Raw genomic sequence first — 26,569 nt, forward strand, 5'->3', positions numbered from 1 at the left:
GGAGACGGTCCGTCCCATGCATGTCGACACGAGCATCTCGTTCGCGACATGAGGAATCCGGCTCCTGGCTGCTTGCCCCGCCAGACCCCGGCACTAAACTGCACGAACGGATGTTCGATTCCTGCGTACTCGGCGTGGACCCCGGCGTGGCGAAGCTCGGCCTCGCCGCGGTCGCCCGTGATGGTCGACGACCCATCTTGCTCTGGGCCGATACCGTGACGACCGGTGCCGACGTGCCCGAGGCGGAGCGGCTGTGGGCCGTGGCCGAAGCCGTGCGCACGGCGATCACAACCCATGCACCGCTGAGCCTCGCAGTGGAGCGCGTGGCGTTCAATCGGAATCAGGTGAGCGCTCTGACCGTTGCCCGCGCGACCGGCGCGGTGATGGTGGTCGCCGTCGAGGCAGGGATCGACATCGAGGAGTACAGCCCGACGGAGGTGAAGAGCGCCGTCACCGGCATGGGCAACGCCGACAAGGCTCAGGTACGCCACGCGCTCGTGCGCGTGCACGGCTTGCGCGATCTGCCGACGAAGCCCGATGCCGTGGACGCAGCCGCGATCGCGTTGACGCATCTGGTGGGGGCTCGGCTGAAGGCGGCCACGCGCGCTGGAGGCGCCCGATGATCTCGTTCCTCGAAGGCGAGGTCGTCCACAAGGGAGCCACGAGCGTGGTGCTCGCGGTCGGCGGCGTCGGCTACGACGTCTCGGTGCCGACCTCCGTCGTGAGCCGGCTCCCCGCCGTTGGGAAGGCCGCGCGCGTGCACACCCGCATGGTGGTCCGCGACGACTCGATGACCCTGTACGGATTCTCCACGACCGACGAACGTGAGCTCTTCGATCTGCTCACGGGCGTGACCGGCGTCGGCCCCAAGGTCGGTCTGTCCTTCCTGTCAGCGCTCTCCGCCGATGCGCTCCGACGCGCCGTGATCGCCGGCGACGCCGACGCCCTCACGGTCGTACCGGGCGTCGGCACGAGGGTCGCGCAGCGCGTCGTCGTGGACCTGCGCGACCGGCTCGGTGGAGAGTCCGAGCTCCCGAGCGAAGGCGGACCGATCGTCGACGTGCGCGAGGCGCTCGTCTCGCTCGGCCTGACGCCGCACGAGGCCGCGGAGGCGACCCGCGACGTCGACGCCGACGGGCGCGAACTCGATGACATGCTCCGCGAGGCGCTGCAGAAGGTCGGCCGATAGCGTGGACGACGATCGCCTGATCGAGGCCGCCGTCGTCGATCCGGAGGATCGCGAGTTCGACGTCGCTTTGCGGCCGACGTCGCTCACCGACTTCGTTGGGCAGGACCGCGTGAAGGAGCAGCTCCAACTGCTGATCGACGGTGCCCGGCGCCGCGGCGAGCCCGTCGACCACCTGCTCTTCAGCGGCCCGCCGGGGCTCGGCAAGACCACGCTCGCCCAGATCGTCGCGAACGCGATGGGGGCGGGGTTCCAACCCACGAGCGGGCCCGCCCTCGACCGCCCGAGCGATCTGGCCGCGATCCTCACGAACCTCGAGGACGGCGACGTTCTCTTCGTCGACGAGGTCCACCGCATGCCGAGGCCGGTCGAGGAGGTCCTGTACCCGGCGCTCGAGGACTTTGTGCTCGACGTCGTGCTCGGCAAGGGTCCGACCGCCAGGTCGATCCGGCTCGAGCTCCCGAAGTTCACGCTCGTCGCCGCCACGACACGGCCCGGGCGCATCACGCTTCCGCTCCGGGAGCGCTTCGGGTTCTCACCTCGGCTCGACTACTACCCGGTCGACGATCTCTCGCGCATCGTCGGGCGGTCCGCGGGCATCCTGGAGGTGCGGCTCGACGAGCAGGGTGCGGCCGAGATCGCTCGTCGCTCGCGTGGCACGCCCCGCATCGGGAACCGGCTGCTCCGCCGCGTGCGAGACTTCGCCGAGGTGCGTCACGACGGCGCGATCACGGGCGAGGTTGCCCGGGCCGGCCTCGAGGTGTTCGAGGTCGACGAGGAAGGGCTTGACCGTCTCGACCACGCGATCCTGCAGGCGATCGTGCAGCGTTTCGGCGGCGGTCCGGTCGGGCTCTCGACCCTCGCCGCCTCGGTCGGTGAGGAGCCCGACACGGTCGAGGACGTGGTCGAGCCGTACCTGCTCCAGCTCGGATTCCTGCATCGCACGCCGCGGGGTCGCGTCGCGACCGAGCGTGCATATCACCACCTGGGCACCCAGCCGCCGGGCACGCTACCGCTCTAGCCTCGGGCGCCGCCCGGGGCGGTAGACTCGGCCGGTCGGCGACACGCCCGGCACCCTCGGACGCCAACGAAAGGTCGACCCATGTTCGAACTCCTCGCCCAGGAATCATCGGGAGGCGGCAGCCTGGTCGCGTTCCTGCCGCTGCTGCTGATGGGCGTCATCTTCTACTTCCTGCTCATCCGGCCGCAGCAACGGCGAGCCCGCGCGCAGCGGGAGCTGCTGAGCAGCGTGGAGGTCGGTGACGAGGTCGTCACCACCTCCGGCATGTTCGGCACCGTGATCGACATCGACGAGGAGGACGACATCCTGACGCTCGAGATCGCCCCCGGAACGCGCGTGCGCATCCTGCGAGCGGGCATCGGTCGCATCGTCGTCGACGAGGCGATCGAGGGAGACGCGCCCGACGGCCAGGACGGGCCGTTCCAGCAGACGTGATCGGCGAGCCAGATCCGGCGGACGGCGTCGTGTCGGGAGAGACGAGCGACGCATCGACGGTCGTCGCGTCCGACACGACGCCTGAGCCCGCCCCCTTGCCCGTCGAGCCGGTGCCGCCGACCGGCGTCGACGTCGCGACGATCACCCTCGAGGACGTCCAAGCCAACGAGGAGCTTTCGCGTTTCATCGCATCGGCCGACCGCGTGATGGACGCGATGGGGTTCACCGAGCACGGCTTCCGCCACGCCAACCTCGTGGCGCGCATCTCCTATCAGGTGCTCTCACGGCTGGGCTACGGCGAGCGTGACGCGACCCTCGCCTGCGTGGCGGGGTACCTGCACGACGTCGGGAACGCCCTCGCCCGGGACGCACACGGCCAGACAGGCGCCGTCCTCGTGCACCACGCGCTCCGAGACTCCGTGGCCGCGGCCGACCTGATGCCGATCATCGCCGCGATCGCCAACCACGAGGAGACGGAGGGCACCGCGGTGTCGCCGATCTCCGCGGCGGTGATCCTGGCCGACAAATCCGACGTGCATCGCAGCCGCGTGCGGACCACCGGACAGATCGATCTCGACATCCACGACCGGGTCAACTACGCCGTGGAACAGTCGTTCCTTCGGGTAGACTCCGCTGCCCGCACCGTCAGCCTCGAGCTGACGATCGACACGGGCATCAGTCAGGTCATGGAGTACTTCGAGATCTTCCTCGGACGGATGCAGCTCTGCCGCGTCGCGGCCGAGCACCTCGATGCTCGCTTCCGCCTGGTCGTGAACGGGGCGGAACTGGCGTGAAGCGGACCCGCGGCCTCTGGGCCTCGATCTTCTTCGTGCTCGCGCTGACGCTCGCGTCGCTGATCGGGTTCGCGACCGGGGCGTTGCAGCCGATCCTCGGACTCGACCTCGAAGGGGGAGTCTCGGTCACGCTCTCGGCGCCCGACGGCACGCCCACCGAGGTGATGGAGCGGGCACGCACGAACATCTCGAACCGGGTCGATGCGTTCGGGGTCGGTGAGCCCGACATCGCTGTCTCGGGCAACACGATCGAGGTGCAGATTCCCGGTCTGGCCCAGGGCACGATCGAGCAGCGGGCGGAGACCAGGTACTGCCTCGTCGGTCCTGATGGCGAGAACTACGGGTGCGCCGCTTCGCAGCAGGCCGCCGACGATGCGCTGGCCGAGCTGACGGTCGTGCCCCAGGTCGCCGAGGCGTGTCTCATCGGTCCCGACGGCGAACAGGTGGAGTGTTACGCGACGGAGGAGCTTGCCCAGGCCTCGAAGGCGGCGATCACGGTCGCTCCCCGAGCCGACGTGACACCGACCGCCACGCCCGGCGCGTCTGCGTCGCCGGCAGCGACCGAGGACGGCTTCTGCCTGGTGAGTGCGGCGGGGGAACAGCTCGACTGCTTCCCGACGAAGAAGGAGGCGGAGGCCGCCCAGAAGGCCCTTGAGATCGAGGTGACGGAGCGGACGTACTGCGTGACGGATGGCGAAGGGAAGGGCGCGACCGAGGAGCCGACGACCTCCCCGTCGCCTTCGGCCTCGGTCTCACCATCGGCGTCGCCGTCGCCCGAGCCGACCGCCTTCTCGGGCCTTTCGTTGGGAGCCAACGGTCTCCCGTGTGGCCTGGCGTCGAAGGACGCTGCCGCTTCGGCGATCGACGACACACGAGTGGAGACGGTCGAGGCGCTCTTCTGCGTGGTCAGCTCAGCCGGCGAGAACCTCGGGTGCTACATCGACCGAACCTCGGCCGAGGAGCGGCGACGGTCCACCGGGCAGCAACGGCTGCTCGACGTGATCGGTCAGACCGCACGCCTCGAGGAACGACCCGTGCTCGCGATCGTCCCTCCCGGCGACCCGGCCTACTCCACGACGCCGGTGACCTGCCCCACCGACGAGGATCGCCAGACGAAGGAGTGCTCGTTCTCCGCGCTGGAAGACCAGGAGGCCGTCTACGAGGACGAGGCCGGGAACCGGTACCGCCTGGCGCCGGCAGTCATCGCCGGCGGCGACGTCGCCGAGGCGAACGCGATCCTGGGCGGTGCGACCGGGTCGGAGTGGACCGTCAACTTCCAGCTCACCGGCGATGCCGCCGATCGGTTCGCCGAGGCCACGACGACCGCGGTATCGTTGCCGCCGCCGCAGAACCAGATCGCGATCGTCGTCGACCGGGTCGTCATCTCCGCGCCGACCGTCCAGAGCCCGATCACCGGCGGCACCGGCGAGATCACCGGTGGGTTCGCCGAGGCGGAGGCACGCGACCTTGCGACCGTGCTGAACGCGGGCGCCCTGCCCGTCGAGCTGACCCGCCAGCAGGTGCAGACCGTGAGTCCCACGCTCGGCTCCGAGTCGCTGCGCCAGGGCATCGTCGCCGGGCTCGTCGGACTCGCGTTGCTCCTCCTCTACCTGCTCTTCTACTACCGGCTCCTCGGCATCGTGGCATGGTTCGGCATGACGATCTGGGCGATCCTCGCGATCGCGCTGATCTCGCTCGCGGGCGTCCAATTCGGGTACGCGCTCACCCTGGCGGGCGTCGCCGGGCTCGTGATCTCCCTCGGGGTGACCGCCGACTCCTACATCGTGTTCTTCGAGCGGTTGAAGGACGAGGTGAGGGCGGGCAAGAGCGCCCGTGCGGCGGTGCAGCCGGCCTTCGCCCGGTCGTACAAGACGATCATCGCGGCCGACGTCGTCGCGGGGATCGCCGCGGTGGTCCTGTACCTCACCGCGGTGAGCTCGGTGCGCGGGTTCGCCCTCACCCTCGGCGTGGCCACGCTGCTCGACCTGTTCGTCGTGTACTTCTTCAAGCGGCCGACGGTGTTCCTCGTCGCCCGGAACCAGCGCCTCGTCTCGCTCAAGGGATTCGGGCTCGAGGCGGGGGTCGCCGGTGAGGCCGACGACGCTGCCGAGGGAGCGGGAGCGTGACCACCCTGCACCACGCGCTCGAGACCTACCGCGGTCACACGATCCCGCACTTCCGATTCGTCGAACGCCGACGGGTCTTCTTCGCGTTCTCGGGCGCGCTGATCGCGCTGTCGATCCTGGGGCTCGTCGTCGGCGGGCTGAATTACTCGATCGACTTCGACGGCGGCGCGAAGATCCAGTTCCCGCTCGAGGCCGATGTCAGCGTGGCCGACATCCAGGCGGCGATGTCCGATGCGGGTCGCGAGGGCGCCGAGGTGCAAATCGTGGGCGGCGACCAGGTCGCGATCCGGACCGAGTCGCTCGCCGATGCCGGCGACAGCGACGCCTTGCTCCGGGGCCTCGCCGATCAGGCGGGCATCGACGTGAACGACGTGAGCGTCGAGGACATCGGTCCCACGTTCGGCGCCGAGGTGCGGAGGCAGGCGATCACGGGACTGATCATCGTGCTGGCCGCGATCTCGCTCTACATCGCGATCCGCTTCGAGCCCAAGATGGCGATCGGCGCCATGATCGCGCTCGTCCATGACGTGGTGATCACGGCGGGCCTGTACGCGCTGGTCGGACGGGAGGTCACTCCCGAGACGGTCATCGCGATCCTCACGATCCTCGGCTACTCGCTGTACGACACCGTCGTGATCTACGACAAGATCAAGGAGAACACGGAGTCCAGCGCGCTCGTGTCACGCCTCGGGTACGCAGGGGTCGTCGACCTGTCGCTGAACCAGGTGCTGATGCGGTCGGTGAACACGTCGTTGGTCGTGTTGTTGCCGATCCTGTCCCTTCTCCTGTTCGGCGGCGACACGCTGAAGGACTTCGCGTTCGCGATGTTCGTCGGGGTCGCGATCGGTGCTTACTCGTCGATCTTCCTCGCCGCTCCGTTGCTCGCGGTGCTGAAGATGCGGGAGAGGCGTTATCAGCAGATGGAAGCACGCCGGACGGCTCGCTCGCGGATCGGCGCCTCGCCGGAGGGCGATGAGGCCCCGACCGCGAGGGTGAGCGCCGCGCAGACGTCGGACGCCGCCGCACGAGCGGCGACGGCCCGCACCGGCTCGCGCCCCCGTCCGAAGAGCAAGCGACGTCCGCCCGCGAAGCGGAAGCGGCGATAACGGAACCCGGTCGACGCGGAGGGAGCGCATGGACATCGAACAGATCAAGGGCCTGATCCGCGACGTGCCCGACTTCCCGGAGCCGGGCATCGTCTTCAAGGACATCACACCGGTGCTCGCCGACCCGATCGCGTTCTCGACGATCACCGACCTGATCGTGGTGCGGTTCGGGCGAGGCAACGTGGACAAGGTCGTCGGCATCGAGGCGCGCGGGTTCATCATCGCCTCGCCGGTCGCGTATCACTTCGGCGCCGGCTTCGTGCCGATCCGCAAGCAGGGGAAGCTGCCGTCGGTCACCGTCGACGAGGACTACGCGCTCGAATACGGCAGGGCCACGTTGGAGCTGCACGTCGACGGCATCAACCCGGGGGAGCGGGTGCTGATCGTCGACGACGTGCTCGCGACCGGTGGCACGGCCCAGGCCGCCGCGTCGCTCGTGGAGCAGGTCGGCGGCAAGGTCTGCGGCATCGCCACGGTGATCGAGCTCGACTTCCTGCACGGGCGCGAACGGCTCGTCGAGCACGAGCTGTACACCTTGATCCACTACTGACCGGTCTCGACTGACCGGTCGCGCCGTCTCCACCCCCTACACTTGCGGGGAAGGAGGTGCGGTGGACAGCAGGGAAGACCTCAAGGCTGAGCAGCCCCCCGCACGGCGGAGTACTCGTCTTCCACGCCCGCGCCTGCGCCGGGGAGACACCGGCGCGCCGTCGCCGATCGACCCAGTGCTGAAGAAGGTCCGCGGCTACAACCCGAAGGCCGACGTCCGGGAGATCGCCCGCGCCTATGCGTTCGCCGAGGCCTCGCACGAGGGGCAGAAGCGGAAGTCTGGAGAGGACTTCATCACCCATCCCCTCGCCGTCACCGAGATCCTCGCCGACCTCCGGCTCGACACCACGACCCTCGAGGCGGCGTTGCTGCACGACACGGTCGAGGACACCGAAGTCAGCCTCGCCGACATCGAAGAGGAGTTCAGCCCCGAGGTCGCGCGCATCGTCGACGGACTGACCAAGCTCGACCGGCTCGAGTTCCACTCGCGCGAGCAGGAGCAGGCGGAGAACGTCCGCAAGATGATCGTCGCGATGGCCGGCGACATCCGCGTGCTGCTGATCAAGCTCGCCGACCGGCTCCACAACATGCGCACGCTCGGCGTGTTCCCCGAGGCGAAGCAGCGGCGGATCGCGACCGAGACCCTCGAGATCTACGCCCCGCTCGCACATCGCCTCGGCGTGCAGGAGATCAAGTGGGAGCTCGAGGACCTGTCGTTCAAGACCCTGCACCCCGGGCCGTACCGCGAGATCGCGAGTCTGGTCGACGCCAGGCGGGGCGAGCGGACCGCCCTGATCGAGCAGGTCACGAAGGAGGCGCGGGCGAAGCTCAAGGAGCTCGGCGTGAAGGCCGAAGTGGAGGGCCGCCCGAAGCACCTGTACTCGATCTACGAGAAGATGGTGATCCGCGGCAAGGAGTTCAACGAGATCTACGACCTCGTCGGGGTCCGCATCCTCGTCGACTCGCTGCGCGACACCTACGCCGCGCTGGGGGCGGTGCACGCCCTCTGGAAGCCCATCCCCGGCCGCTTCAAGGACTACGTGGCGATGCCCAAGTCCAACATGTACCAGTCGCTGCACACGACGGTGGTCGGGCCGGGGGGCAAGCCGCTCGAGATCCAGATCCGCACCCGCGACATGCACCGCACGGCGAAGTACGGCATCGCCGCTCACTGGCGGTACAAGGAGGGCAGCAAGCAAGCCAAGGAGGCCTCCGCCGAGGCCGCGTGGCTCGGACAGATGATGGACTGGCTGAAGGACATGGCCGACCCGCGCGAGTTCATGGACTCGCTGCGGATCGACCTGTACGGGGGCCAGGTCTTCGTCTTCACCCCCAAGGGCGACGTGGTGAACCTGCCGGCGGGCGCGACCCCGGTCGACTTCGCCTACGCGATCCATACCGACGTCGGCCACCGCACGATCGGCGCGAAGATCGGTGGCAAGCTCGTGCCGCTCGACTACGAGCTGCGTACCGGCGATACGGTCGAGGTCCTCACGTCGCGCGCGCAAGGCGAAGGGCCATCACAGGACTGGCTCCAGTTCGTGAAGACGCCGCGCGCGCGGTCCAAGATCCGCCAGTGGTTCTCTCGCGGGCGTCGTGAGGACGCCCTGGAGCAGGGCCGCGACGCGGTCACGCGCCTGATGCGCAAACAGAACCTTCCGATCAAGCGCCTGGCGACGACCGAGTCGCTCGCCACCGTCGCCGAGGAACTCAAGTACCAGAACCTCGAGGCGCTCTACGTCGCCGTCGGCGAGGGGCACGTCTCCCCGCAATCGATCGTCGCGCGCGTCTCCCGCCTCGTGGTCGGCGACACCGACGAGGAACACGTCGCCGAGGTTCCGCTCGCCCGGCCGGTGAGGATCGCCCGCGACGACGACATCTCGAAGGGCGTGGTCGTGCGAGGGCTGCCCGACGTCTGGGTGCGTCTCAGCCGCTGCTGTACCCCCGTGCCGGGCGACGAGATCCTCGGGTTCGTGACGAAGGGCCAGGGCGTCAGCGTGCACCGCACCGACTGTCCGAACGTCGCCTCCCTGCGCAAGCAGCCCGAGCGGTTGATCGAAGTGACCTGGGCCGAAGGCAAGCCGACCTCCTTCGTCGTGGCGATCCAGGTCGAGGCCCTCGACCGCAGACGGCTCCTCTCGGACGTGGCCACGGTGCTCTCCGACAACCACGTGAACATCCTCTCGGCGACCTCGGCGACCGGGAAGGACCGCATCACGCGCCTGCGGTTCACGTTCGAGCTCGCCGACATCGCCCACCTATCGAGCGTGCTCGCGGCGGTGAAGCGCGTGGAGAGCGTCTACGACGCGTACCGCGTCGTGCCGAGCTGACCGTGCGGCTCGTGCTCCAACGGGTCGCCAGGGCGTCGGTCTCGGTCGACGGCGCCGAGGTGGCCGGCATCGGCCGGGGGTACCTCCTGCTGGTGGGGGTCGGGCACGACGACGGATACGCAGAGGCTCGACGTCTCGCCGGGAAGGTCTCGACCCTGCGCGTGTTCGCCGACGACGCCGGGAAGATGAACCTCGCGCTCACCGACGTCGGCGGCGAGGCGCTGGTGGTGTCGCAGTTCACGCTCTACGCCGATCTGCGCAAGGGCCGCCGTCCCTCGTGGACCGATGCCGCCGAACCCGTGCGGGCCGCCGAACTCGTGGAATCGTTCGCCTCGGCGCTGGAGCGTGCTGGACTCCCGGTCGCGAGGGGGGTGTTCGGCGCCCACATGCAGGTCGAGCTCCTGAACGACGGCCCGGTCACGCTGGTGCTCGACACCGCCACCCTCTAGCGACGTCGGCAGGGCACGAGTTGGTGTCAGCTAGCATGGGCGGCCTGATGTGGCTCGACGTCTTCAACGCCAACCCGTACGGCACGAACTGCTGGGTGTTGTCGTCCGACGCGAGCACCGACGCGGTGGTCGTCGATCCTGGGTTCTCGCCGGAGGGGGTACACGGCCTCCTCGCCGCCGCCGGGAAGACCCCGGTCGCCGTGCTGGCGACCCACGCCCACCTCGATCACGTGGGTGAGGCGGGCGACTTCGCCGGCGAGATGCCGGTCTTCATCCACGAGGCCGACGCGGTGGCCTTCACCGACGAGCCCGCCTGGCGGGCCGGGTTCCCCAACCCGCTGGCACCGGTGAAGGAGCTCCGGACGGTCGCAGACCGCGATGTGTTGCGGCTCGCGGGCCTCGAGATCGAGGTGATGCACACGCCCGGACACACGCCAGGTCACTGCTCGTTCCGCATCGACACGGACGCCGTCCTCTGCTCGGGCGATCTCGTGTTCGCAGGCTCGATCGGCCGCTCGGACTTCCCGAACTCCGATCCCGGCGCGATGCAGGCGAGCCTGCGCCGATTCCTCGAGCTTCCAGACGAGCTTCCTGTGCTTCCCGGACACGGCCCCGAGACGACCGTGGGCCGTGAACGATCGACCAACCCCTTCCTCTCGGAGCTGGTCTGATGGAGCTCACGCCGCCCCGCGGCACCCAGGACCTGCTGCCCGACCGGGCCGACGCGATGCTCGGCCTCTATGAGGACGCGCATCGCGTCGCGCGGTTGTACGGCTACCGCTACCTGGAGACACCGACCTTCGAGCAGACGGAGCTGTTCTCCCGCACGTCGGGCGAGACCTCCGATGTCGTGACGAAGGAGATGTACACGTTCGAGGACAAGGGTGGACGGTCCGTCACCCTCCGGCCCGAGAGCACCGCGGGGGTCGTGCGCGCCTACCTCACCCACGCTCAGGCGTTGCCGAACCCGTTCAAGGGCTACTACGTCGCATCGGAGTTCCGGCACGGGCGTCCGCAGGCAGGACGGATGCGGGAGTTCCGGCAGTTCGGGGTCGAGGTGATCGGCACCGATGCGCCTGGGGCCGACGTCGAGGTGATCGCGCTCGGCGACCGTTTCCTGCGGTCGCGTGGGCTCACCGACGTCACGCTCCACCTCAACTCGATCGGCGACGAGGTATGCCGCCCGGCCTATCGCGAGCGGTTGATCGCTCACCTCGAGCCCTTCCGCGACCAGCTCGACCAGGACTGCCGCACGCGGCTCGCGCGGAACCCCCTGCGGGTGTTCGACTGCAAGGTCGACGGCGACAAGGACTTCGTCCTCGCCGCGCCGACGATCGTCGACCACCTCTGTGAGGACTGCGCCTCGCACTTCGCTGCCGTGCGTGAGAGGCTCGACGCGGCCGGGGTCGCGTACGTGCTCGATCCGCGCATGGTCCGCGGACTCGACTATTACACCCGCACCGCGTTCGAGTGGATCTCCGGCGTGCTGGCGGTGAACAAGGCCGGAACGGTCAACGCCGGTGGCCGATACGACGGGCTCGCGGAGACGCTCGGCGGTCCGCCCACGCCCGGGGTCGGGTTCGCGATGGGCCTCGACCGCGTGCTGCTCGCGCTGGAGGGCGAGGGGCGAGCCGTGCCGCCCGCGCGCGCCCCGACCTGCTTCGTGGTCGCGCTGGGTGAGGACGCCCGCGACGCAGGAACGCGGCTGGTCGACGCGCTCCGAACCGAGGGTGTCGCGGCGGCACACGCGTTCGAAGAGCGTCCCCTCAAGGCGCAGCTCAAGATGGCGGATCGTGCCGGCGCGGCGTTCGCGGCCATCGTCGGGGAGCGGGAGCTCGCCGGCGGCACGATCACGTTGCGCCGGCTCGTCGACGGCGTGCAGAAGTCGGTGCCGCGCGACGACGTGGCCGACTGGCTCGCGAAGCTCGACGACCGGATGGACGGATCCGCATGACCACACCGTTCGCGACGACGATGCGGTCGCACGCCTGTGGCGAGCTGCGAGCCGGCCACGACGGCCGGGGCGTGACGCTCTGCGGGTGGGTGGGACACCGCCGTGACCACGGGGGTGTGACGTTCATCGACCTGCGCGACCGTGAGGGCGTCGTCCAGGTCGTCTTCCATCCCGAAGACGCCGCCGACGCCCATGCCGCCGCGCAGCGGCTCGGGGCCGAGGACGTGGTGCGTGTCGTCGGCTCCGTGCGACGTCGGCCCGACGGCATGCAGAACCCCGACCTCGCGACCGGAGACGTCGAGGTCGCAGCATCCGCGCTCGAGGTGCTGAACGCCTCAGAGACACCGCCGTTCCCGATCGAGGACCGCATCGAGGCCGGTGAGGATCTGCGGTTGCGCTTCCGCTACCTCGACCTCCGTCGTCCCGAGATGACGAAGGTGCTGGCGATGCGCGCGCACATCGTGCGGCTGATGCGCGAGCACATGGACGGGCAGGGCTTCGTCGAGATCGAGACGCCGATCCTCACCCGGTCGACGCCCGAAGGGTCGCGCGACTTCCTCGTGCCGAGCCGGCTGTGGCCGGGCACGTTCTACGCCCTGCCGCAGTCCCCGCAACAGCTCAAGCAGCTGCTCATGGTGGGCGGCCAGGACCGCTACTACCAGATCGTGCGGTGCTTGCGCGACGAGGCTGCGCGCGCCGACCGAGGGTTCGAGTTCACTCAGCTCGACGTGGAGATGTCGTTCGTCACCGAGGAGGACCTGATCGCGCTGATCGAGCCGCTGTACGCGAGCATCGTGCGCGAGACCGCGGGGGCCGAGGTCGCGACGCCCTTCCCGCGCCTCACGTATGGCGAGATGATGGACCGGTACGGCTCCGACAAGCCCGACCTGCGCTACGACATGGAGCTCGTCGACCTCGGCCCGGTCTTCGCGTCGACCGCTTTCAACGCGTTCGCGAAGGTGCTGGGCGAGGGAGGGGTGATCAAGGCGCTCGCCGCGCCGGGCGCGGGGTCGTCCTCGCGCAAGGAGCTCGACCGACTGATCGAGGATGCCAAGGGGCGCGGTGCCGCGGGGCTCGTCTGGATGGCCGTCGGCTCCGGCGGCTCGGTCCGCTCGCCCGTCGAGAAGTTCCTCACGCCCGAGGAGCTCGCAGGGGTCGTGGAGCGGACCGGCGCCGCCGACGGCGACCTCGTCTGCATCGTCGCCGACCAGGAGGACCGGGTCAACGTGGCGCTCGACGGTCTCCGCCGCGAGATGGCGGCGCGGCTCGGGCTGATCCCCGACGATGCCTGGTCGTTCTGTTGGATGGTCGAGCCGCCGTTGTTCGAGTACAGCGCCGAGGAGGACCGGTGGGTCTCGGTGCACCATCCGTTCACCTCTCCCGCCTCCGACGATCTGTCCCCGCGGACCGCCAGAGCGCGTGCGTACGACCTCGTGCTGAACGGATTCGAGATCGGCGGGGGCAGCATCCGCATCCACGATGAGGCGACCCAACGGGGGGTCTTCGAGGCCCTCCAGCTTCCACCCGAGGACGTCGAGGAGCAGTTCGGGCACCTGCTGCGCGCCCTCGCGCTCGGGGCTCCGCCTCACGGGGGTATCGCGATGGGCGTCGATCGCCTCGTGATGATCCTCGCCGGCAAGGAGGCGATCCGCGACGTGATCGCGTTCCCGAAGTCGCAGTCGGGGAGCGACCCACTCACCGGAGCCCCCGCCCCCGTCGACGCCGCCCAGCTGCGGGAGCTCGGCCTCGTATCGATCGTCGAGGCGCCGGCCGCGCCCCACGAGCCGCCGGCGCCGCGGGACGGTTGACGTGGGCGACGTGCCCCTCGCGGCGCGCATGCGTCCCCGATCGTTCGAGGAGTTCGTGGGTCAGGGTCATCTGGTCGGAGAGGGAAGGGCGCTCACGCGTGTGCTGTCGAGGGGCACGCTCCCGTCGATCATCCTGTGGGGACCGGCGGGCACGGGCAAGACGACCCTCGCCTATCTGCTGGCCGATGCGGTCGGCGCCGAGCTCGTGCAGCTCTCGGCCGTGAACTCCGGCGTGGCCGACGCCCGCAAGGTGATGGACGGCGCTCGAGGCGGGCTCTTCCGCACCGTGCTCTTCGTCGACGAGGTGCACCGGTGGTCGAAGGCCCAGCAGGACGTGTTGCTTCCCGCGGTGGAAGAGGGCACCGTCACGCTGATCGGCGCCACGACCGAGAACCCGTACTTCTCGCTCAACACGCCGTTGCTCTCCCGATGCCTGCTGCTCCGTCTCGAGCCGCTCGACGACGAGGCGGTCGCCGTCCTGCTCCGGCGGGCGCTCGACGACGACGATCGGGGTCTCGGACGCGCAGGCCTCACGATCGCCGACGACGCGCTGGAACATCTCGTCACCATCGCCGGCGGCGACGCGCGCATGGCGCTCACCGGGCTCGAGGCCGCCGCCGAAGCCGCTCGGGCCGCCGACACGACTGAGATCACCCGGGAGATCGCCGCCGACGCCGTGCAGAAGAAGGCGATCGTCTATGACCGACAGGGCGACGCCCACTATGACGTGATCAGCGCGTTCATCAAGTCGATCCGTGGCTCGGATCCCGACGCGGCGTTGTTCTGGCTCGCCCGCATGATCGAGGCGGGGGAGGACCCTCGCTTCATCGCTCGCCGTCTGATCGTGCACGCCAGCGAAGACATCGGCATGGCCGACTCGAACGCGCTGGTCGTGGCCGTCGCGGCGGCCCAGGCGGTCGAGCACGTCGGGCTCCCGGAAGTACGCCTGAACCTCGCGCACGCGACCGTGTACCTGGCCACCGCGCCGAAGTCGAACAGTATCTACACCGCGATCGCGGCGGCGTTCGAGGACGCACGGTCCGCCGAGCCCGTGCCACTGCACCTTCGCGACGCGAGCTACCGGGGGGCGAAACGGCTCGGACACGGCGAGGGCTACCGGTACCCTCACGACTTCCCGGGGCATTCGGTGGAGCAGCAGTATCGGCCGGCGGGCGTGCCGAACCGCCGCTACTACGAGCCGTCGGGCCAGGGGGACGACGTCGAGCGGGAGCCCGGCACCGGGCGCCGGACCGATCCCGGCCGAGCCTGAGCACGGCTCCCTGCCTGGCAGATGGGTCGGGTAGGCTAGGCCCTCACGCGACCACGACCACGGAGGCTCGACGATGACGCTCCTCGCGATCACCGGCGGTGACACCGCCCTCATCATCCTGGCGGCCTTCTGGGGCTTGTTGGTGCTGGCCCTGTGCGTCGTGCTGCTGAACACGTTCCGGGTGCTCGAGAGCACGAAGATGACGATCGACACGATGCGCGAGGAGACGGTGCCGTTGCTGCGCGAGGTCAGGGGGTCGGTCGAACGAGCGAACCGCGAGCTCGACCGGGTCGACACGATGCTGGTGAGCGCCACCGACATCGTCGGCCGCGTCGAGAAGCTCTCAGGGTTGGTCGAGCAGGCTGCGGCGAGCCCCTTGGTCAAGGTGATCAGCGTGGGCGCCGGGTTGCGCCAGGGCTTCGCGAAGGCGCGGGGCCGCAAGAAGTGAAACGGGGCTTCTGGGTCGCGCTCGGGCTCGGCGCCGGGGCGACCGGAGCGATCATCGCCTCGCGTTGGACCCGCAAGCAGGCCCAACGCGTCGCGCCCCAGACGCTCGCCCGCGAGGCCAAGGGCGGTCTGATGGATCTCTCGAAGCTCGTCTCCGAATCGATCCAGGAGGGGAAGAAGGCGATGGACGAGCGCGAGGCCGAGCTGCGCCGCGAGAGCGGCCTCGACGAGACCCGGCCTCGGTCCTAGGAACGGGGCCCCGGTCTCGCCGCACGGGCCCCGCCGGTAGACTCGCCGGATGGACGGCGCGCGCATCCGTGAGACCTTCCTGGCGTTCTTCGAGGAACGCGGGCACGCACGTGTCCGGTCCTCGTCGCTCATCCCGCCGCCCGAATCGGGGTTGCTGCTCGCGAACGCGGGCATGAACCAGTTCATCCCGTACTTCCTCGGACAGGCGGAGCCGCCGTTCCCGAGAGCGACGAGCGTGCAGAAGTGCTTCCGCGCGAACGACATCGAGAACGTCGGACACACGGATCGCCACCTCACGATGTTCGAGATGCTCGGCAACTTCTCGTTCGGCGACTACTTCAAGGCGGAGTCGTGCGCGTGGGGCCTCGAGCTCGTGACCGAAGGCTACGGCATCGACCTCGACCGTCTGTGGACGACGGTCTACGAGACCGACGACGAGACGATCGATATCTGGCAGGACCTGGGCATCCCGCCGGAGCGCATCGTGCGCCGCGGCAAAGCCGACAACTACTGGTTCGTCTCGGCCGGCCCGGCCGGGCCGTGCAGTGAGATCTTCGTGGATCGGGGAGCCGAGCACGGCGCCGAGGGCGGCCCTGAGGTCGACGAGGACCGCTACATGGAGATCTGGAACCACGTCTTCATGCAGGAACAGGTCGACGAGCACGCGGAGGTCGTCGGGGAGCTACCGAAGAAGAACATCGATACCGGGGCGAGCATCGAGCGCATCGCGGTCGCGCTCCAGGGCACCGGGAGCTTCTTCGAGACCGACCTGTTCGCGCCGTTGCTCGAGGCGGTTGAGTCGATGTCCGGGAAGCACTACGGCGCCGACGAGCGCAACGACATCGCGATCAGGGTGATCGGCGAGCACGCGCGCGCCACGGCCTTCCTCGTGGCCGACGGCGTCCAGGCCTCGAACGAGGGGCGCGGATACATCCTGCGGCGCATGGTGCGGCGGGTCGTCTCGAGGGCTCGCCAGTTGGGCGTGCAGGGTGAGGTGCTGCGGCCGCTCGTCGACGTCGTGGTCGAGGGCTTCGGCGAGGCGTACCCGGAGCTCGTCGAGAACCGGGCCTTCGTCGAGCAGGTGCTGGGCTCGGAAGAGGAGCGTTTCAGCGCCACCCTGCGCCAGGGCATGGTGCTCTTCGACGAGGCGAGGGGTCGCGCACAGGGTCGCGAGGTGAGCGGCGCCGACGCGTTCAAGCTCTCCGACACGTTCGGGTTCCCGATCGAGCTGACGGTCGAGCTCGCAGCCGACGCCGGCCTGGCCGTCGACGAGCAGGGGTTCCGAGAGTTGCTCGAGGAGCAACGCTCCCGCGCGCGGGCCGCGGCGAAGAAGGTTGCGCTCGGCCTCGACGCCGGCGCAGTGCCGCCGAGCGAGTTCCTGGGGTACACGCAGCCCGAGGCCGAGTCACCGATCCGCCTGCTCCTCGACGCCGAGCACGGGGAGCTCGATGCTGCACAGGAAGGCGACGAGGTGGCGCTGTTCCTCGACCGCACACCGTTCTACGCCGAGTCGGGGGGGCAGGTCGGCGATCACGGGGAGATCCGCACGCACACGGGCACCGTGCGCGTGCACGACGCTCAGTGGGCGGGCCCCTCATCGATCATGCACGTCGGCACCGTGACCTCGGGGGAGATCCGCGCCGGGCAGGACGCGATCGCCGAGATCGACCGCCAGCGCCGTGAGGCGACGGCTCGGTCGCACACGTCGACCCACGTCGTGCACTGGACCCTGAAGCACATCCTGGGCGAGCACGCCCGTCAGGCCGGCTCGCTCGTCGCCCCGGGGCGGCTCCGGTTCGATTTCCCGAACCCGGGGGCAGTGTCGAACGATGTGCTCGAGCAGGCCGAGCTCGAGGCGAACCGACTGCTCGCGCGCGACGACGCACCGCACATCTTCGAGACCTCGATGGACGAGGCCAAGGCCCTCGGCGCGACGATGCTGTTCGACGAGAAGTACGGCGACGTCGTGCGCGTGGTCGAGATCGGTGACTACTCGCGTGAGCTCTGTGGCGGCACCCACGTCGAGCGCACCGGTCGCATCGGCGTGCTCCGGATCCTGCACGAAGGCTCGATCGGCTCCGGCATGCGCCGCGTCGAGGCGCTCGTCGGTCCGGATGCTCTGCGCGAGATCAACGCCGAACGCGAGCTGCTGCGCGGTCTGGTCGAGGCGCTCGGGAGCAAGGACGCCGCCGCCGCCCTCGATCACGCCCGCCGGGTGGTCGAGGAGAACAAGCGCCTGAGGAACGAGCTCGGACGGTTGTCGCAACAGCAGGCGGCGGGTCGGGTCGACGAGATCGTCGCGGCTGCCTCGAACGTCGACGGGGTGCGCCTGGTCGCCACGGTGACCGACGACGACGCCGACACGCTGCGTGACCTCGCCCAGAAGACGGTCGGCAAGCTCGGGGGCGAGGCCGCGGTGGTGCTCGGTTCCGCGCAGGGAGGGAAGGCGCTGCTCGTGGCCGCGTGTTCGAAGCCACTCACCGACCGTGGAGTGACCGCCCCGGCTCTGCTCGAACACGCGGCGGCCGTGATCGGCGGCGGTGCGGGCGGCAAGCCCGGGCTCGGGTTCGCCGGGGGCAAGCTCGCCGAGGGGGTCGTGCCCGCCGTCGAGAGCATCGCGGCACGCCTCGAGGAGCTCCTCGACGCGTGAGATGACGTCCGCACCTGCCGGAGACGGCCCCGGGGAGACCGCGGCGCCGGGGAGGGTGCTCGGCCTCGACCTCGGCGATGCCCGCGTCGGCGTTGCGATCTCGGACCCGGAGCGGCGCGTCGCGGTTCCCCACGGGACGATCAGGGTGGGACAGCCGCCGGGCGAGCTCAAGGCCGTCGCCGCCCTCGTCCACGACCTGGGTGTCGCCGTGGTCGTCGTCGGCCATCCCAGGTCGATGTCGGGCGCGTCGGGACCTCGCGCCCAGCAGGCGGAGGCCTTCGCCGAGGCGCTCGGATCGATCGTCGGGGTGCCTGTCGAGCTGCAGGACGAACGCCTGAGCACCGTCGAGGCCGAGCGTGCGCTCCGAGAGGCCGGGGTCACCGGGGCGCGACGGCGCCGCGTCGTCGACCAGAGCGCGGCCACCGTGATCCTCGGTGCCTGGCTCGATGCGCACCGATGACACATCGCCACCACGACTGACCGGTATCCTCGGCCGGTGCAGACGACCACGCCGCGACGTGCGGACCGCCATGCGCAGCCTGACCGTCCTCGGCGGACGACTTCCCTCCTGATCCTATTCGTCGTGCTCGCGGGGCTCACGGTGGGTCTCGTGATGGCGAGCAGGCACTACGAGCGCTGTCAGGGAGCGGCGGAAGGGCCGAAGCGCCCCGTGTCGTTCACCGTCGACGACGGCGTCACCGCGGAGCGGGTCGTGGAGGATCTGGCGGCGGAACGCGTGATCCCCTGCAGCGGCTTCATCGGGAACCTGTTGATGCGGGGCACCGGGCGCTCCGACGAGATCAGGGCAGGGACCTTCACGCTCACGACCGGCATGACCCTCGACGAGGCCGTCGACGTGCTCACCACGCCTCCGAAGCAGATCCCCACCGCCGATCTGTTGGTGCCGCCCGGGTATCGCGTCAGCCAGATCGCCGACGCGGTCGAGGAGTCGCTCGGCATCCCAGCCGACGAGTTCCTCGCCCGCGTCGAGACGGGCAGGTTCGATCGCCCGGCCGCGCTTCCCGCCGGTGCGTCGCTGGAGGGGTTCCTGTGGCCCGAGACGTATCGCATCCCGATGAGGGACGACGCCGACGCGGTGATCCAGCGTCTGCTGACCCAGTTCTCCGAGGAGACGTCGAGCCTTCCGTGGGAGCGGGCCCAGGACCTCGGCGTGACGCCCTACGAGATCGTCGTGATCGCCTCGATGATCGAGAAGGAAGCGGCCGTGCAGCGCGACCGGCCGCTGATCGCAGGCGTGATCTACAACCGCCTGCGGGACGGGATGGCCCTGGGCATCGATGCCACGTTGCTGTACGACGACCCGACCCCCGACGGAGAGCTGTCGACGGCCGACATCGAGACCGACGGTCCGTACAACACCCGGATGCGCACCGGGCTGCCGCCGACCCCGATCGCGAGCCCCTACCTCTGGTCGCTGCGGGCTGCACTGAACCCTGCCGACACGCCGTACTACTACTACGTGCTCTGCGGCGACGACGGGGGGCACCGATTCGCCGTGACGTACGACGAACATCTGGCGAACGTCGATGCCTGCCTCTGATGACCTTCGGGTGCCCATCTCGATCGGGGGAGGCACGCATGTCGTCGGGGTGATCGGTTGGCCCGTCGAGCACAGCCTCTCGCCGGCGATCCACAACGCGGCGTTCGCATCGCTCGGCATGGATTGGGTCTACGTACCCCTTCCGGTGGCGCCCGGCGCGATGCGCGCGGCCGCCGACGGGCTGGTGGGTCTCGGGCTCCGTGGCGCCAACGTCACGATGCCGCACAAGACCGAGAGCGCCGATCTCGCCGACGAGCTGTCCGAGGATGCGCGGCGACTGCGAGCGGTCAACACGTTCGTGGTGGCCGGAGACCGGCTGGTCGGGCACAACACCGACACGCCCGGGTTCGATCGGTTCCTGCGGCGCGACGCAGGGTTCGACGCCGCCGGACGGTCCGCGCTCGTGCTGGGTGCGGGTGGTGCCGCACGGGCGGTCGCACTCGCCCTGGCGCTCGCGGGCGCCGCCGAACTGTGCGTCGCCGTGCGGGACGCCGGACGCGCCGACGACCTCCTCCTCGCGATCGAGGGGACGGACCTCGCGGTCGAGGTGGTGCCGTTCGACGAGGCGGCGGCCCGGCGTGCCGATCTCGTCGTGAACGCCACCCCGGTCGGCGCCGACGGTCGATCGTTCCCGCCCATTCCCGTGCTCGGGCCGGATGTGCTGGTGATCGATCTCCTCTACCGGCCGGTGGTGACCCCCCTCCAGGTGCGCGCTCGCGAGGCGGGGGCCGAGTCGTTCGGGGGACTCGGACTGCTCCTGCATCAGGCCGCGCTGTCGTTCGAGCTGTGGACCGGGACCCCGGCGCCGCTCGACGTGATGTCGGCGGCGGCCGTGGCCACGGTTGCCGAGCACGACTGACCGGCCCGCCGTCGGCGCTGGTCTCTGACCACCCTCGGTTCGGCTGCCATCGCCGGCTCTCTCTCAAGGGCGGTCGTCGCGCCGTCGATGCAGCTCGTGAGATGGACGACTACTCCGCGCTCGCGCAGCGGATCTCCGTGAGCGTGAGCGGGGTGTCGGGCGCCCTCATCCTGTCGAGGGACGGGCTGGTGCTCGGCGCCCACCCGAACGAGGACGAGAGCCTCGCCAAACCGGCGTGGCTCAAGTTCGTCACGCTCGGCGAGCCCGACCGGAGCTTCGTGGAGTTCCCCGATCAGGTGTGGGCCTACGTCAAGCGCGGACCGTACGCGGCCTTCGCCACGGCGCAAGCGGGGACCCGACCGGGCATCCTCGTCGACCAGATGGAGCAAGTGCTCCTGATCGCGGAGGACGGACGGGCACGTCGTGACACGCTCAGGGTCCCCGATTCGAACGCGGCCCCTTCAGGCAAGCCACGGACGTCGCTCCATCCGTCGGCGGACAACCCATCGCCCGTGGAGGTCACGGCGGGTCCTCGAGAACGAGGCGCGACCGCGGCTTTCCAGCCCGACCGTCGCGGCTTCTCCCAGGATCCAGGCGGGAAGGGAGGCAAGGAGACGTTCGTCGCCGCAGGCGATCCGGAGGGGGCACCGGTGGCCGACGTGGCCCCCTCGACGCTGAAGAAGAAGCACCGGAAGCTCGCCGGCACGGGCGGTGACTTGGGCTTCGACGAGGACGCGGAGGTGGACCGGGTCCTCCTGGCCAAAGAGTTCTCGGGATTGCTTCAGGTGGATTCGGAGGATGACGAAGGAAGTTCTTGAGACCTAAGCCCAACGGGAGCACAAGGACGGCGATGACTACGGTCAAGCGCAAGTCGAAACAGCTGGGTCAGATCCTGATCGAGCTGGGCATGATCACGCCCGAACAGCTGGAAACGGCGCTCGAGGAGCATCGACGCACGCCCAAGTCGTTGGGTCGCGTGCTGATCGACATGGGCATGATCAAGGAAGGCGACCTGGTGCGCGCCCTCGCCGAGCAGGTCGGACTCGAGTTCGTCGACCTCTCCGAGCACCAGATCGACCCCACGGCGACGACCCTGCTGCCCGAGGCGCTGGCCCGTCGGTACCGGGCGATCCCGATCGGCGAGCGCGACGGCAAGCTGCTCGTGGCGATGTCGGATCCGGCCAACGTCTACGCGCTCGACGACATCCGCACGATCACGAACCGCGACGTCCAGCCCCTGGTGGCCACGGCCGCCGACGTCGAGCGTGCGATCCAGAAGTTCGCGGGCATCGACGGGCAGGTCGAGGCGCTCGCGAGCGTCGCGGCCGACGCGATCGAGTCCGAGGACGAGCAGCTGGAAGCCGCCCTCGAGGACGCCCCCATCGTCAAGCTCGTGAACGCGATCATGACCCAGGCGGTCGGCGACCGAGCCTCCGACGTGCATATCGAACCCGCCGAGAAGAACGTCCGCATCCGCTTCCGCGTCGACGGCGTGCTCCACGAGCCGATGCCGCCGGCCCCCAAGAACATCCAGGGCGGCCTGATCTCCCGGTTGAAGGTCATGGCCGAGCTCAACATCGCGGAGAAGCGCGTGCCGCAGGACGGACGCATCTCGATGAAGGTCGGCGGGAAGCAGCTCGACCTGCGTCTCGCGACCCTGCCGACGGTCTTCGGCGAGAAGGTCGTGATCCGCATCCTGGACAAGTCCCAGGCGCTGCTGAGGCTCGAGGATCTCGGCTTCCTCGAGGACCCCTACAAGCGGTTCGCCCAGTCGTTCCGCAAGCCCTACGGCGCGATCCTCGTGACCGGTCCCACCGGCTCGGGCAAGTCGACCACGATGTACTCGACGCTCAACATCCTGAACGAGGAAGACAAGAACATCATCACGGTCGAGGACCCGGTCGAGTACCGGCTGAACGGCGTGAACCAGATGCAGGTGAACCCGAAGGCCGGTCTCACGTTCGCGAGCGCCCTGCGGTCGATCCTGCGCGCCGACCCCGACATCGTGCTGATCGGTGAGGTCCGGGACCGAGAGACCGCGACGATCGCGATCGAGGCCGCGCTGACGGGTCACCTCGTCCTGACCTCGCTGCACACGAACGACGCTCCGAGCGCGATCACGAGGCTGACCGAGATGGACGTCGAGACCTTCCTCGTGGCCTCGGCGATCGACTCGGTCGTCGCCCAGCGACTCGCCCGCAAGCTGTGCGAGCGCTGCAAGGTCGCCTACCGGCCCGAGGAGCCCGAGCTCCAGGCGGCGGGCTTCCCCCAGTGGCTGTGGCCGGAGATCACCGAGATCTACCGGGCGCAGGGATGCGCGGCGTGTGCCAACACCGGCTACCGCGGCCGGATGGGTCTCTACGAAGTGATGCCGATGACCGAAGAGATCGAGCGTCTGACCGTCGAGCGAGCCTCCTCGGACGTGATCAAGGCCACGGCGATCCAGCAGGGCATGATCAGCCTGCGGGACGACGGCCTCGAGAAGGTTCGCATGGGCGTCACCTCGATCGAGGAAGTCGCGAGGGTGGTGAAGTGACGTGAGCATGGCTGTGCAGCAGGAGGAAGACGTCCAGATCCCGATCCCGGAACTGCTGGGGGCGCTGCTGGACCATGGCGGTTCCGACCTGCACCTCACGGCCGGTTCCGCACCGGTCGTGCGGGTCCACGGTGAGCTGGAGCGCGTCGACGGATACCCCGCACTGTCGCCCAGGGCGCTGCAGGGCATGATCTACGCGATCCTTCCCCAGAAGCTCCGGGAACGGTTCGAGCAGGAGCTCGAGCTCGACATGTCGTACTCGTTGCCGGGCCGGGCCCGGTTCCGTGTCAACGTGTACATGCAGCGCGACGCGATCGGCGCGGCGTTCCGCGTGATCCCGTTCGAGATCAAGCAGATCGACGAGCTCGGCCTGCCCTCGGTGGTCGCCGACCTGGCCCGATTCCAGCGTGGGTTCGTGGTCGTGACCGGCCCGACCGGCTCGGGCAAGTCGACGACGCTGGCATCGATGGTCGACGTGGTGAACACGGAGCGGCGGGGCCACATCATGACCGTCGAGGACCCGATCGAGTTCCTGCACAAGCACAAGAACTGCATCGTGAACCAGCGTGAGGTGGGGGCCGACACGCACGGCTTCTCGAACGCGCTCAAACACGTGCTGCGCCAGGACCCCGACGTGATCCTGGTCGGTGAGATGCGTGACCTCGAGACGATCTCGACGGCGATCACCGCCGCGGAGACCGGTCACCTCGTGTTCGCGACCCTGCACACGCAGGACGCGCCGCAGACGATCGACCGCATCATCGACGTGTTCCCGCCGCACCAGCAGCAGCAGGTGCGGGTGCAGCTGTCGACGACGCTGCAGGGTGTCGTGACCCAGCAGCTGATCCCGACCTCCGACGGTCAGGGCCGTGCGGTCGCGTGCGAGGTGCTCGTGACCACACCGGCGGTCCGCAACCTGATCCGAGAGGGAAAGGTGCACCAGATCTACTCGTCGATGCAGGCGGGCGGTCGCTACGGCATGCAGACGATGGACATGTCGCTGGCCCAGCACGTGAAGGCCGGCCGCATCACCCAGCAGCTCGCCTTCGAGCGCTGCCACGACCCCGAGGAGCTCCAGCGGCTGATGGGCGGAACCCTCGGCGGCCTGGGGTCCGAGGGCGGCGGCGCGATGGACATGGGCGGCGGCATGGTCATGGGCGGGATGTAAGGGAGACCCTCGATGGCTCAGACCTTCCAGTACAAGGTCCGCGACAGGGCGGGCAACATGGTCACCGGCACGCTGGTGGCCGACAGCGAGATGCTCGTGCTCCAGCGCCTGCGCGAGATGGGGTACACGCCGCTCGAGGTCGGCAAGGAGAAGAAGGGACTCAACCTCGAGATCAACGTCAGGAAGGCCAAGGTCAAGCTGAAGGACCTCTCGGTCTTCTCGCGGCAGTTCGCGACGATGATCAACTCGGGCCTGCCGATCCTGCGGGCGCTGGCGATCCTGTCGGAGCAGACCGAGAACAAGCTGCTCGCCGAGACGCTCACGGCCTGTCGCATGGACGTCGAGCAGGGCTCTTCGCTCTCTGGTGCGATGCAGAAGCACCCGAAGGTCTTCAACGACCTCTACATCTCGATGGTGAAGTCCGGTGAGATGGGAGGCTCGCTCGACACGACCCTGCTGAAGCTCGCCGCGATGCTCGAGCGAGAGGTGCACCTGCGGGGCAAGATCAAGTCGGCGATGACCTATCCGGTCGCCGTGCTCGGCCTCGTGTTGCTGATCATGTCGGCGATGCTGCTGTTCGTCGTGCCGCAGTTCAAGGGCATCTACGGGCAGCTCGGCGGCACGCTCCCGCTCCCGACCCGCGCGCTGATCACGATGTCCGACCTGATGAAGCAGTTCTGGTACATCTTCGTCGCAGGGTTCTTCATCGCACGGTTCTTCTTCCGCCGGTACAAGAAGACCGAGAACGGTCGCACGCAGGTCGACCGCCTGAAGCTGCGGGCGCCGGTGTTCGGGCCCCTGTTCCACAAGACGGCGCTGTCGCGGTTCTCGAGCACCCTTGCGATGCTGCTCTCGGCCGGCGTGCCGATCCTTCAGGCCCTCGACATCGTCGCCGACACGGTCAACAACAAGATCATCTCCCGGGCGGTCACCGACGTGCAGTCGAGCGTGCGCGAAGGCGAGTCGATCGCGAAGCCGCTTTCGAAGCATGAGGTGTTCCCACCCATGGTCGTCCAGATGATCGCGGTGGGCGAGGAAACCGGGCAGGTCGACACGATGCTCACGAAGGTGGCGCAGTTCTACGACCAGGAGGTCGAGGCGTCGGTCGACGCCCTGACGTCGTTGATCGAGCCGCTGCTGATCGCGGTGATCGGCGGCTTCGTGGGCGCGGCCGTGATCGCCCTGTACATGCCGATGTTCAACATCATCAAGCTGATCAAGTAGAGCACCCCGTCGAGTTAGGTCCAAGAGCCCGGCGCCCATGCGCCGGGCTCCTTCCATCTCCGCTTCGACCGACCGCCTCTGAAGTCACTACCCGGTTGCTGGTAGGTCCGATGGCGGATGAGGAACCTCCACCCTCTGGTGGCTTCAGGTCGGGTCAGACGCGACCGACAACATCACGGAACGCACACCGACGTGGTGTGCACGAGCAAGGAAAGGAGTTGACAGCACATGCTCAAGCGCTTGATGAAGCGCGCAGATGAGGAGCAGGGTTTCACCCTCATCGAGCTGATGGTGGTCGTTCTGATCATCGGCATCCTGATCGCCATCGCGCTGCCGACGTTCCTCGGCGCCCGCGAGCGGGCGCAGAACCGCGCTGCTCAGTCGAGCCTGCGGAACGCTTTGGCCGCCGCGAAGACGGCCTACACGGACACGAGCGACTTCTCGGGAGCCACGCACGCGGCGGGGGATCTTCCCGCCATCGAGCCCTCGCTCGGATACGTGGTTGGTACTGCGACGTCAACTGGGCCTTCGTCCGTCTCCGTCTACCTTGACGGGACTGTTGATGACCAGGTGTGGGCAGCGGCCGCACTTTCCGAGAGTGGCAACTGCTACTACATCCATGAGGTTGCCAGCGGTGGTACGGCGGGGACGTTCTATGACTTCATCCCGGATGCCGTGGGTAACTGCCTCGGTGACAACGCAACTGGGGCGGACGCGACGACGTCCTGGTAACACACAGTAGGACGACGGAGTTGAGAGGGGGACGGTCTCCGGGCCGCCCCCCTCTCGGCGTTTCTTGGACCGCCCCCGTTTGAGCGGGGCTCGGCGAATGGCGTCGGTGAGATGG

General features: G+C 69.0%; 25 protein-coding genes. All 25 read left to right on the forward strand.

Going from position 1 to position 26,569, the window contains the following annotated elements; genetic code table 11:
• The first annotated feature begins 110 nt into the window (after positions 1-110).
• The 25 genes from VFI59_10450 (at position 111) to VFI59_10570 (ending at position 26,454) form a co-directional block, all read left to right on the forward strand.
• On the forward strand, positions 111-623 hold the full coding sequence (locus VFI59_10450; GenBank protein ID HET6714116.1) for a crossover junction endodeoxyribonuclease RuvC: 513 nt from the start codon (positions 111-113) through the stop codon (positions 621-623).
• Positions 620-1,189 (forward strand): Holliday junction branch migration protein RuvA, encoded by a 570-nt coding sequence (ruvA, locus tag VFI59_10455; protein HET6714117.1) that lies wholly within the window; start codon positions 620-622, stop codon positions 1,187-1,189. Before VFI59_10450 ends, ruvA begins: the two co-directional genes overlap by 4 nt.
• 1 nt (position 1,190) lies before the next feature.
• Complete coding sequence (ruvB, locus tag VFI59_10460) at positions 1,191-2,207, forward strand: Holliday junction branch migration DNA helicase RuvB (protein HET6714118.1); 1,017 nt, start codon at positions 1,191-1,193, stop codon at positions 2,205-2,207.
• An 81-nt stretch (positions 2,208-2,288) separates the two neighbouring features.
• On the forward strand, positions 2,289-2,642 hold the full coding sequence (yajC, locus tag VFI59_10465) for a preprotein translocase subunit YajC (protein HET6714119.1): 354 nt from the start codon (positions 2,289-2,291) through the stop codon (positions 2,640-2,642).
• The gene (locus VFI59_10470; protein HET6714120.1) at positions 2,639-3,436 is read left to right on the forward strand and encodes an HD domain-containing protein; all 798 of its coding nucleotides are present in this window, start codon (positions 2,639-2,641) and stop codon (positions 3,434-3,436) included. The genes yajC and VFI59_10470 overlap by 4 nt, the downstream gene beginning before the upstream one ends.
• Positions 3,433-5,562 (forward strand): protein translocase subunit SecD, encoded by a 2,130-nt coding sequence (gene secD, locus VFI59_10475; protein HET6714121.1) that lies wholly within the window; start codon positions 3,433-3,435, stop codon positions 5,560-5,562. Before VFI59_10470 ends, secD begins: the two co-directional genes overlap by 4 nt.
• The gene (gene secF / locus VFI59_10480) at positions 5,559-6,668 is read left to right on the forward strand and encodes a protein translocase subunit SecF (GenBank protein HET6714122.1); all 1,110 of its coding nucleotides are present in this window, start codon (positions 5,559-5,561) and stop codon (positions 6,666-6,668) included. The genes secD and secF overlap by 4 nt, the downstream gene beginning before the upstream one ends.
• A 28-nt stretch (positions 6,669-6,696) precedes the next feature.
• A complete protein-coding gene (locus VFI59_10485) occupies positions 6,697-7,218 on the forward strand; it encodes an adenine phosphoribosyltransferase (protein HET6714123.1) in 522 nt (173 codons plus the stop codon).
• 61 nt (positions 7,219-7,279) lie between these two features.
• Positions 7,280-9,547, forward strand: coding sequence for a bifunctional (p)ppGpp synthetase/guanosine-3',5'-bis(diphosphate) 3'-pyrophosphohydrolase (locus VFI59_10490; GenBank protein HET6714124.1), 2,268 nt, complete (start codon positions 7,280-7,282; stop codon positions 9,545-9,547).
• 2 nt (positions 9,548-9,549) lie between these two features.
• Positions 9,550-9,996 (forward strand): D-aminoacyl-tRNA deacylase, encoded by a 447-nt coding sequence (dtd, locus tag VFI59_10495; GenBank protein HET6714125.1) that lies wholly within the window; start codon positions 9,550-9,552, stop codon positions 9,994-9,996.
• A 47-nt stretch (positions 9,997-10,043) separates the two neighbouring features.
• Positions 10,044-10,667, forward strand: coding sequence for an MBL fold metallo-hydrolase (locus VFI59_10500; protein HET6714126.1), 624 nt, complete (start codon positions 10,044-10,046; stop codon positions 10,665-10,667).
• A complete protein-coding gene (hisS, locus tag VFI59_10505; protein HET6714127.1) occupies positions 10,667-11,950 on the forward strand; it encodes a histidine--tRNA ligase in 1,284 nt (427 codons plus the stop codon). The genes VFI59_10500 and hisS overlap by 1 nt, the downstream gene beginning before the upstream one ends.
• Positions 11,947-13,758 carry an aspartate--tRNA ligase gene (gene aspS / locus VFI59_10510; protein ID HET6714128.1) on the forward strand — a complete coding sequence of 604 codons (1,812 nt, stop codon included), beginning with the start codon at positions 11,947-11,949 and terminating at the stop codon, positions 13,756-13,758. Before hisS ends, aspS begins: the two co-directional genes overlap by 4 nt.
• Positions 13,759-13,786: 28 nt before the next feature.
• Positions 13,787-15,028, forward strand: a complete 1,242-nt coding sequence (locus tag VFI59_10515; protein ID HET6714129.1) for a replication-associated recombination protein A — start codon at positions 13,787-13,789, stop codon at positions 15,026-15,028.
• Positions 15,029-15,101: 73 nt separating this feature from the next.
• On the forward strand, positions 15,102-15,476 hold the full coding sequence (locus VFI59_10520) for a DUF948 domain-containing protein (protein ID HET6714130.1): 375 nt from the start codon (positions 15,102-15,104) through the stop codon (positions 15,474-15,476).
• The gene (locus VFI59_10525; GenBank protein HET6714131.1) at positions 15,473-15,724 is read left to right on the forward strand and encodes a hypothetical protein; all 252 of its coding nucleotides are present in this window, start codon (positions 15,473-15,475) and stop codon (positions 15,722-15,724) included. The genes VFI59_10520 and VFI59_10525 overlap by 4 nt, the downstream gene beginning before the upstream one ends.
• 49 nt (positions 15,725-15,773) lie before the next feature.
• Positions 15,774-18,374, forward strand: coding sequence for an alanine--tRNA ligase (gene alaS / locus VFI59_10530; protein HET6714132.1), 2,601 nt, complete (start codon positions 15,774-15,776; stop codon positions 18,372-18,374).
• Position 18,375: 1 nt separating this feature from the next.
• Positions 18,376-18,834, forward strand: a complete 459-nt coding sequence (gene ruvX / locus VFI59_10535) for a Holliday junction resolvase RuvX (protein ID HET6714133.1) — start codon at positions 18,376-18,378, stop codon at positions 18,832-18,834.
• Between the two features lie 36 nt (positions 18,835-18,870).
• The gene (gene mltG, locus VFI59_10540) at positions 18,871-19,935 is read left to right on the forward strand and encodes an endolytic transglycosylase MltG (protein HET6714134.1); all 1,065 of its coding nucleotides are present in this window, start codon (positions 18,871-18,873) and stop codon (positions 19,933-19,935) included.
• 10 nt (positions 19,936-19,945) lie between these two features.
• On the forward strand, positions 19,946-20,794 hold the full coding sequence (gene aroE, locus VFI59_10545; protein HET6714135.1) for a shikimate dehydrogenase: 849 nt from the start codon (positions 19,946-19,948) through the stop codon (positions 20,792-20,794).
• Between the two features lie 101 nt (positions 20,795-20,895).
• Positions 20,896-21,612 (forward strand): hypothetical protein, encoded by a 717-nt coding sequence (locus VFI59_10550; GenBank protein ID HET6714136.1) that lies wholly within the window; start codon positions 20,896-20,898, stop codon positions 21,610-21,612.
• 32 nt (positions 21,613-21,644) lie between these two features.
• Positions 21,645-23,330, forward strand: a complete 1,686-nt coding sequence (locus VFI59_10555) for an ATPase, T2SS/T4P/T4SS family (protein HET6714137.1) — start codon at positions 21,645-21,647, stop codon at positions 23,328-23,330.
• Between the two features lie 7 nt (positions 23,331-23,337).
• Entirely contained in the window at positions 23,338-24,498 is a 1,161-nt protein-coding gene (locus VFI59_10560; GenBank protein ID HET6714138.1) for a type IV pilus twitching motility protein PilT, read from the forward strand.
• A gap of 12 nt (positions 24,499-24,510) precedes the next feature.
• Positions 24,511-25,722, forward strand: coding sequence for a type II secretion system F family protein (locus VFI59_10565; GenBank protein ID HET6714139.1), 1,212 nt, complete (start codon positions 24,511-24,513; stop codon positions 25,720-25,722).
• 228 nt (positions 25,723-25,950) lie between these two features.
• Complete coding sequence (locus VFI59_10570) at positions 25,951-26,454, forward strand: type II secretion system protein (GenBank protein HET6714140.1); 504 nt, start codon at positions 25,951-25,953, stop codon at positions 26,452-26,454.
• The last annotated feature ends 115 nt before the right edge of the window (positions 26,455-26,569 follow it).

Source organism: Actinomycetota bacterium (genome assembly GCA_035697485.1).
Taxonomy (GTDB): domain Bacteria; phylum Actinomycetota; class UBA4738; order UBA4738; family HRBIN12; genus JAOUEA01.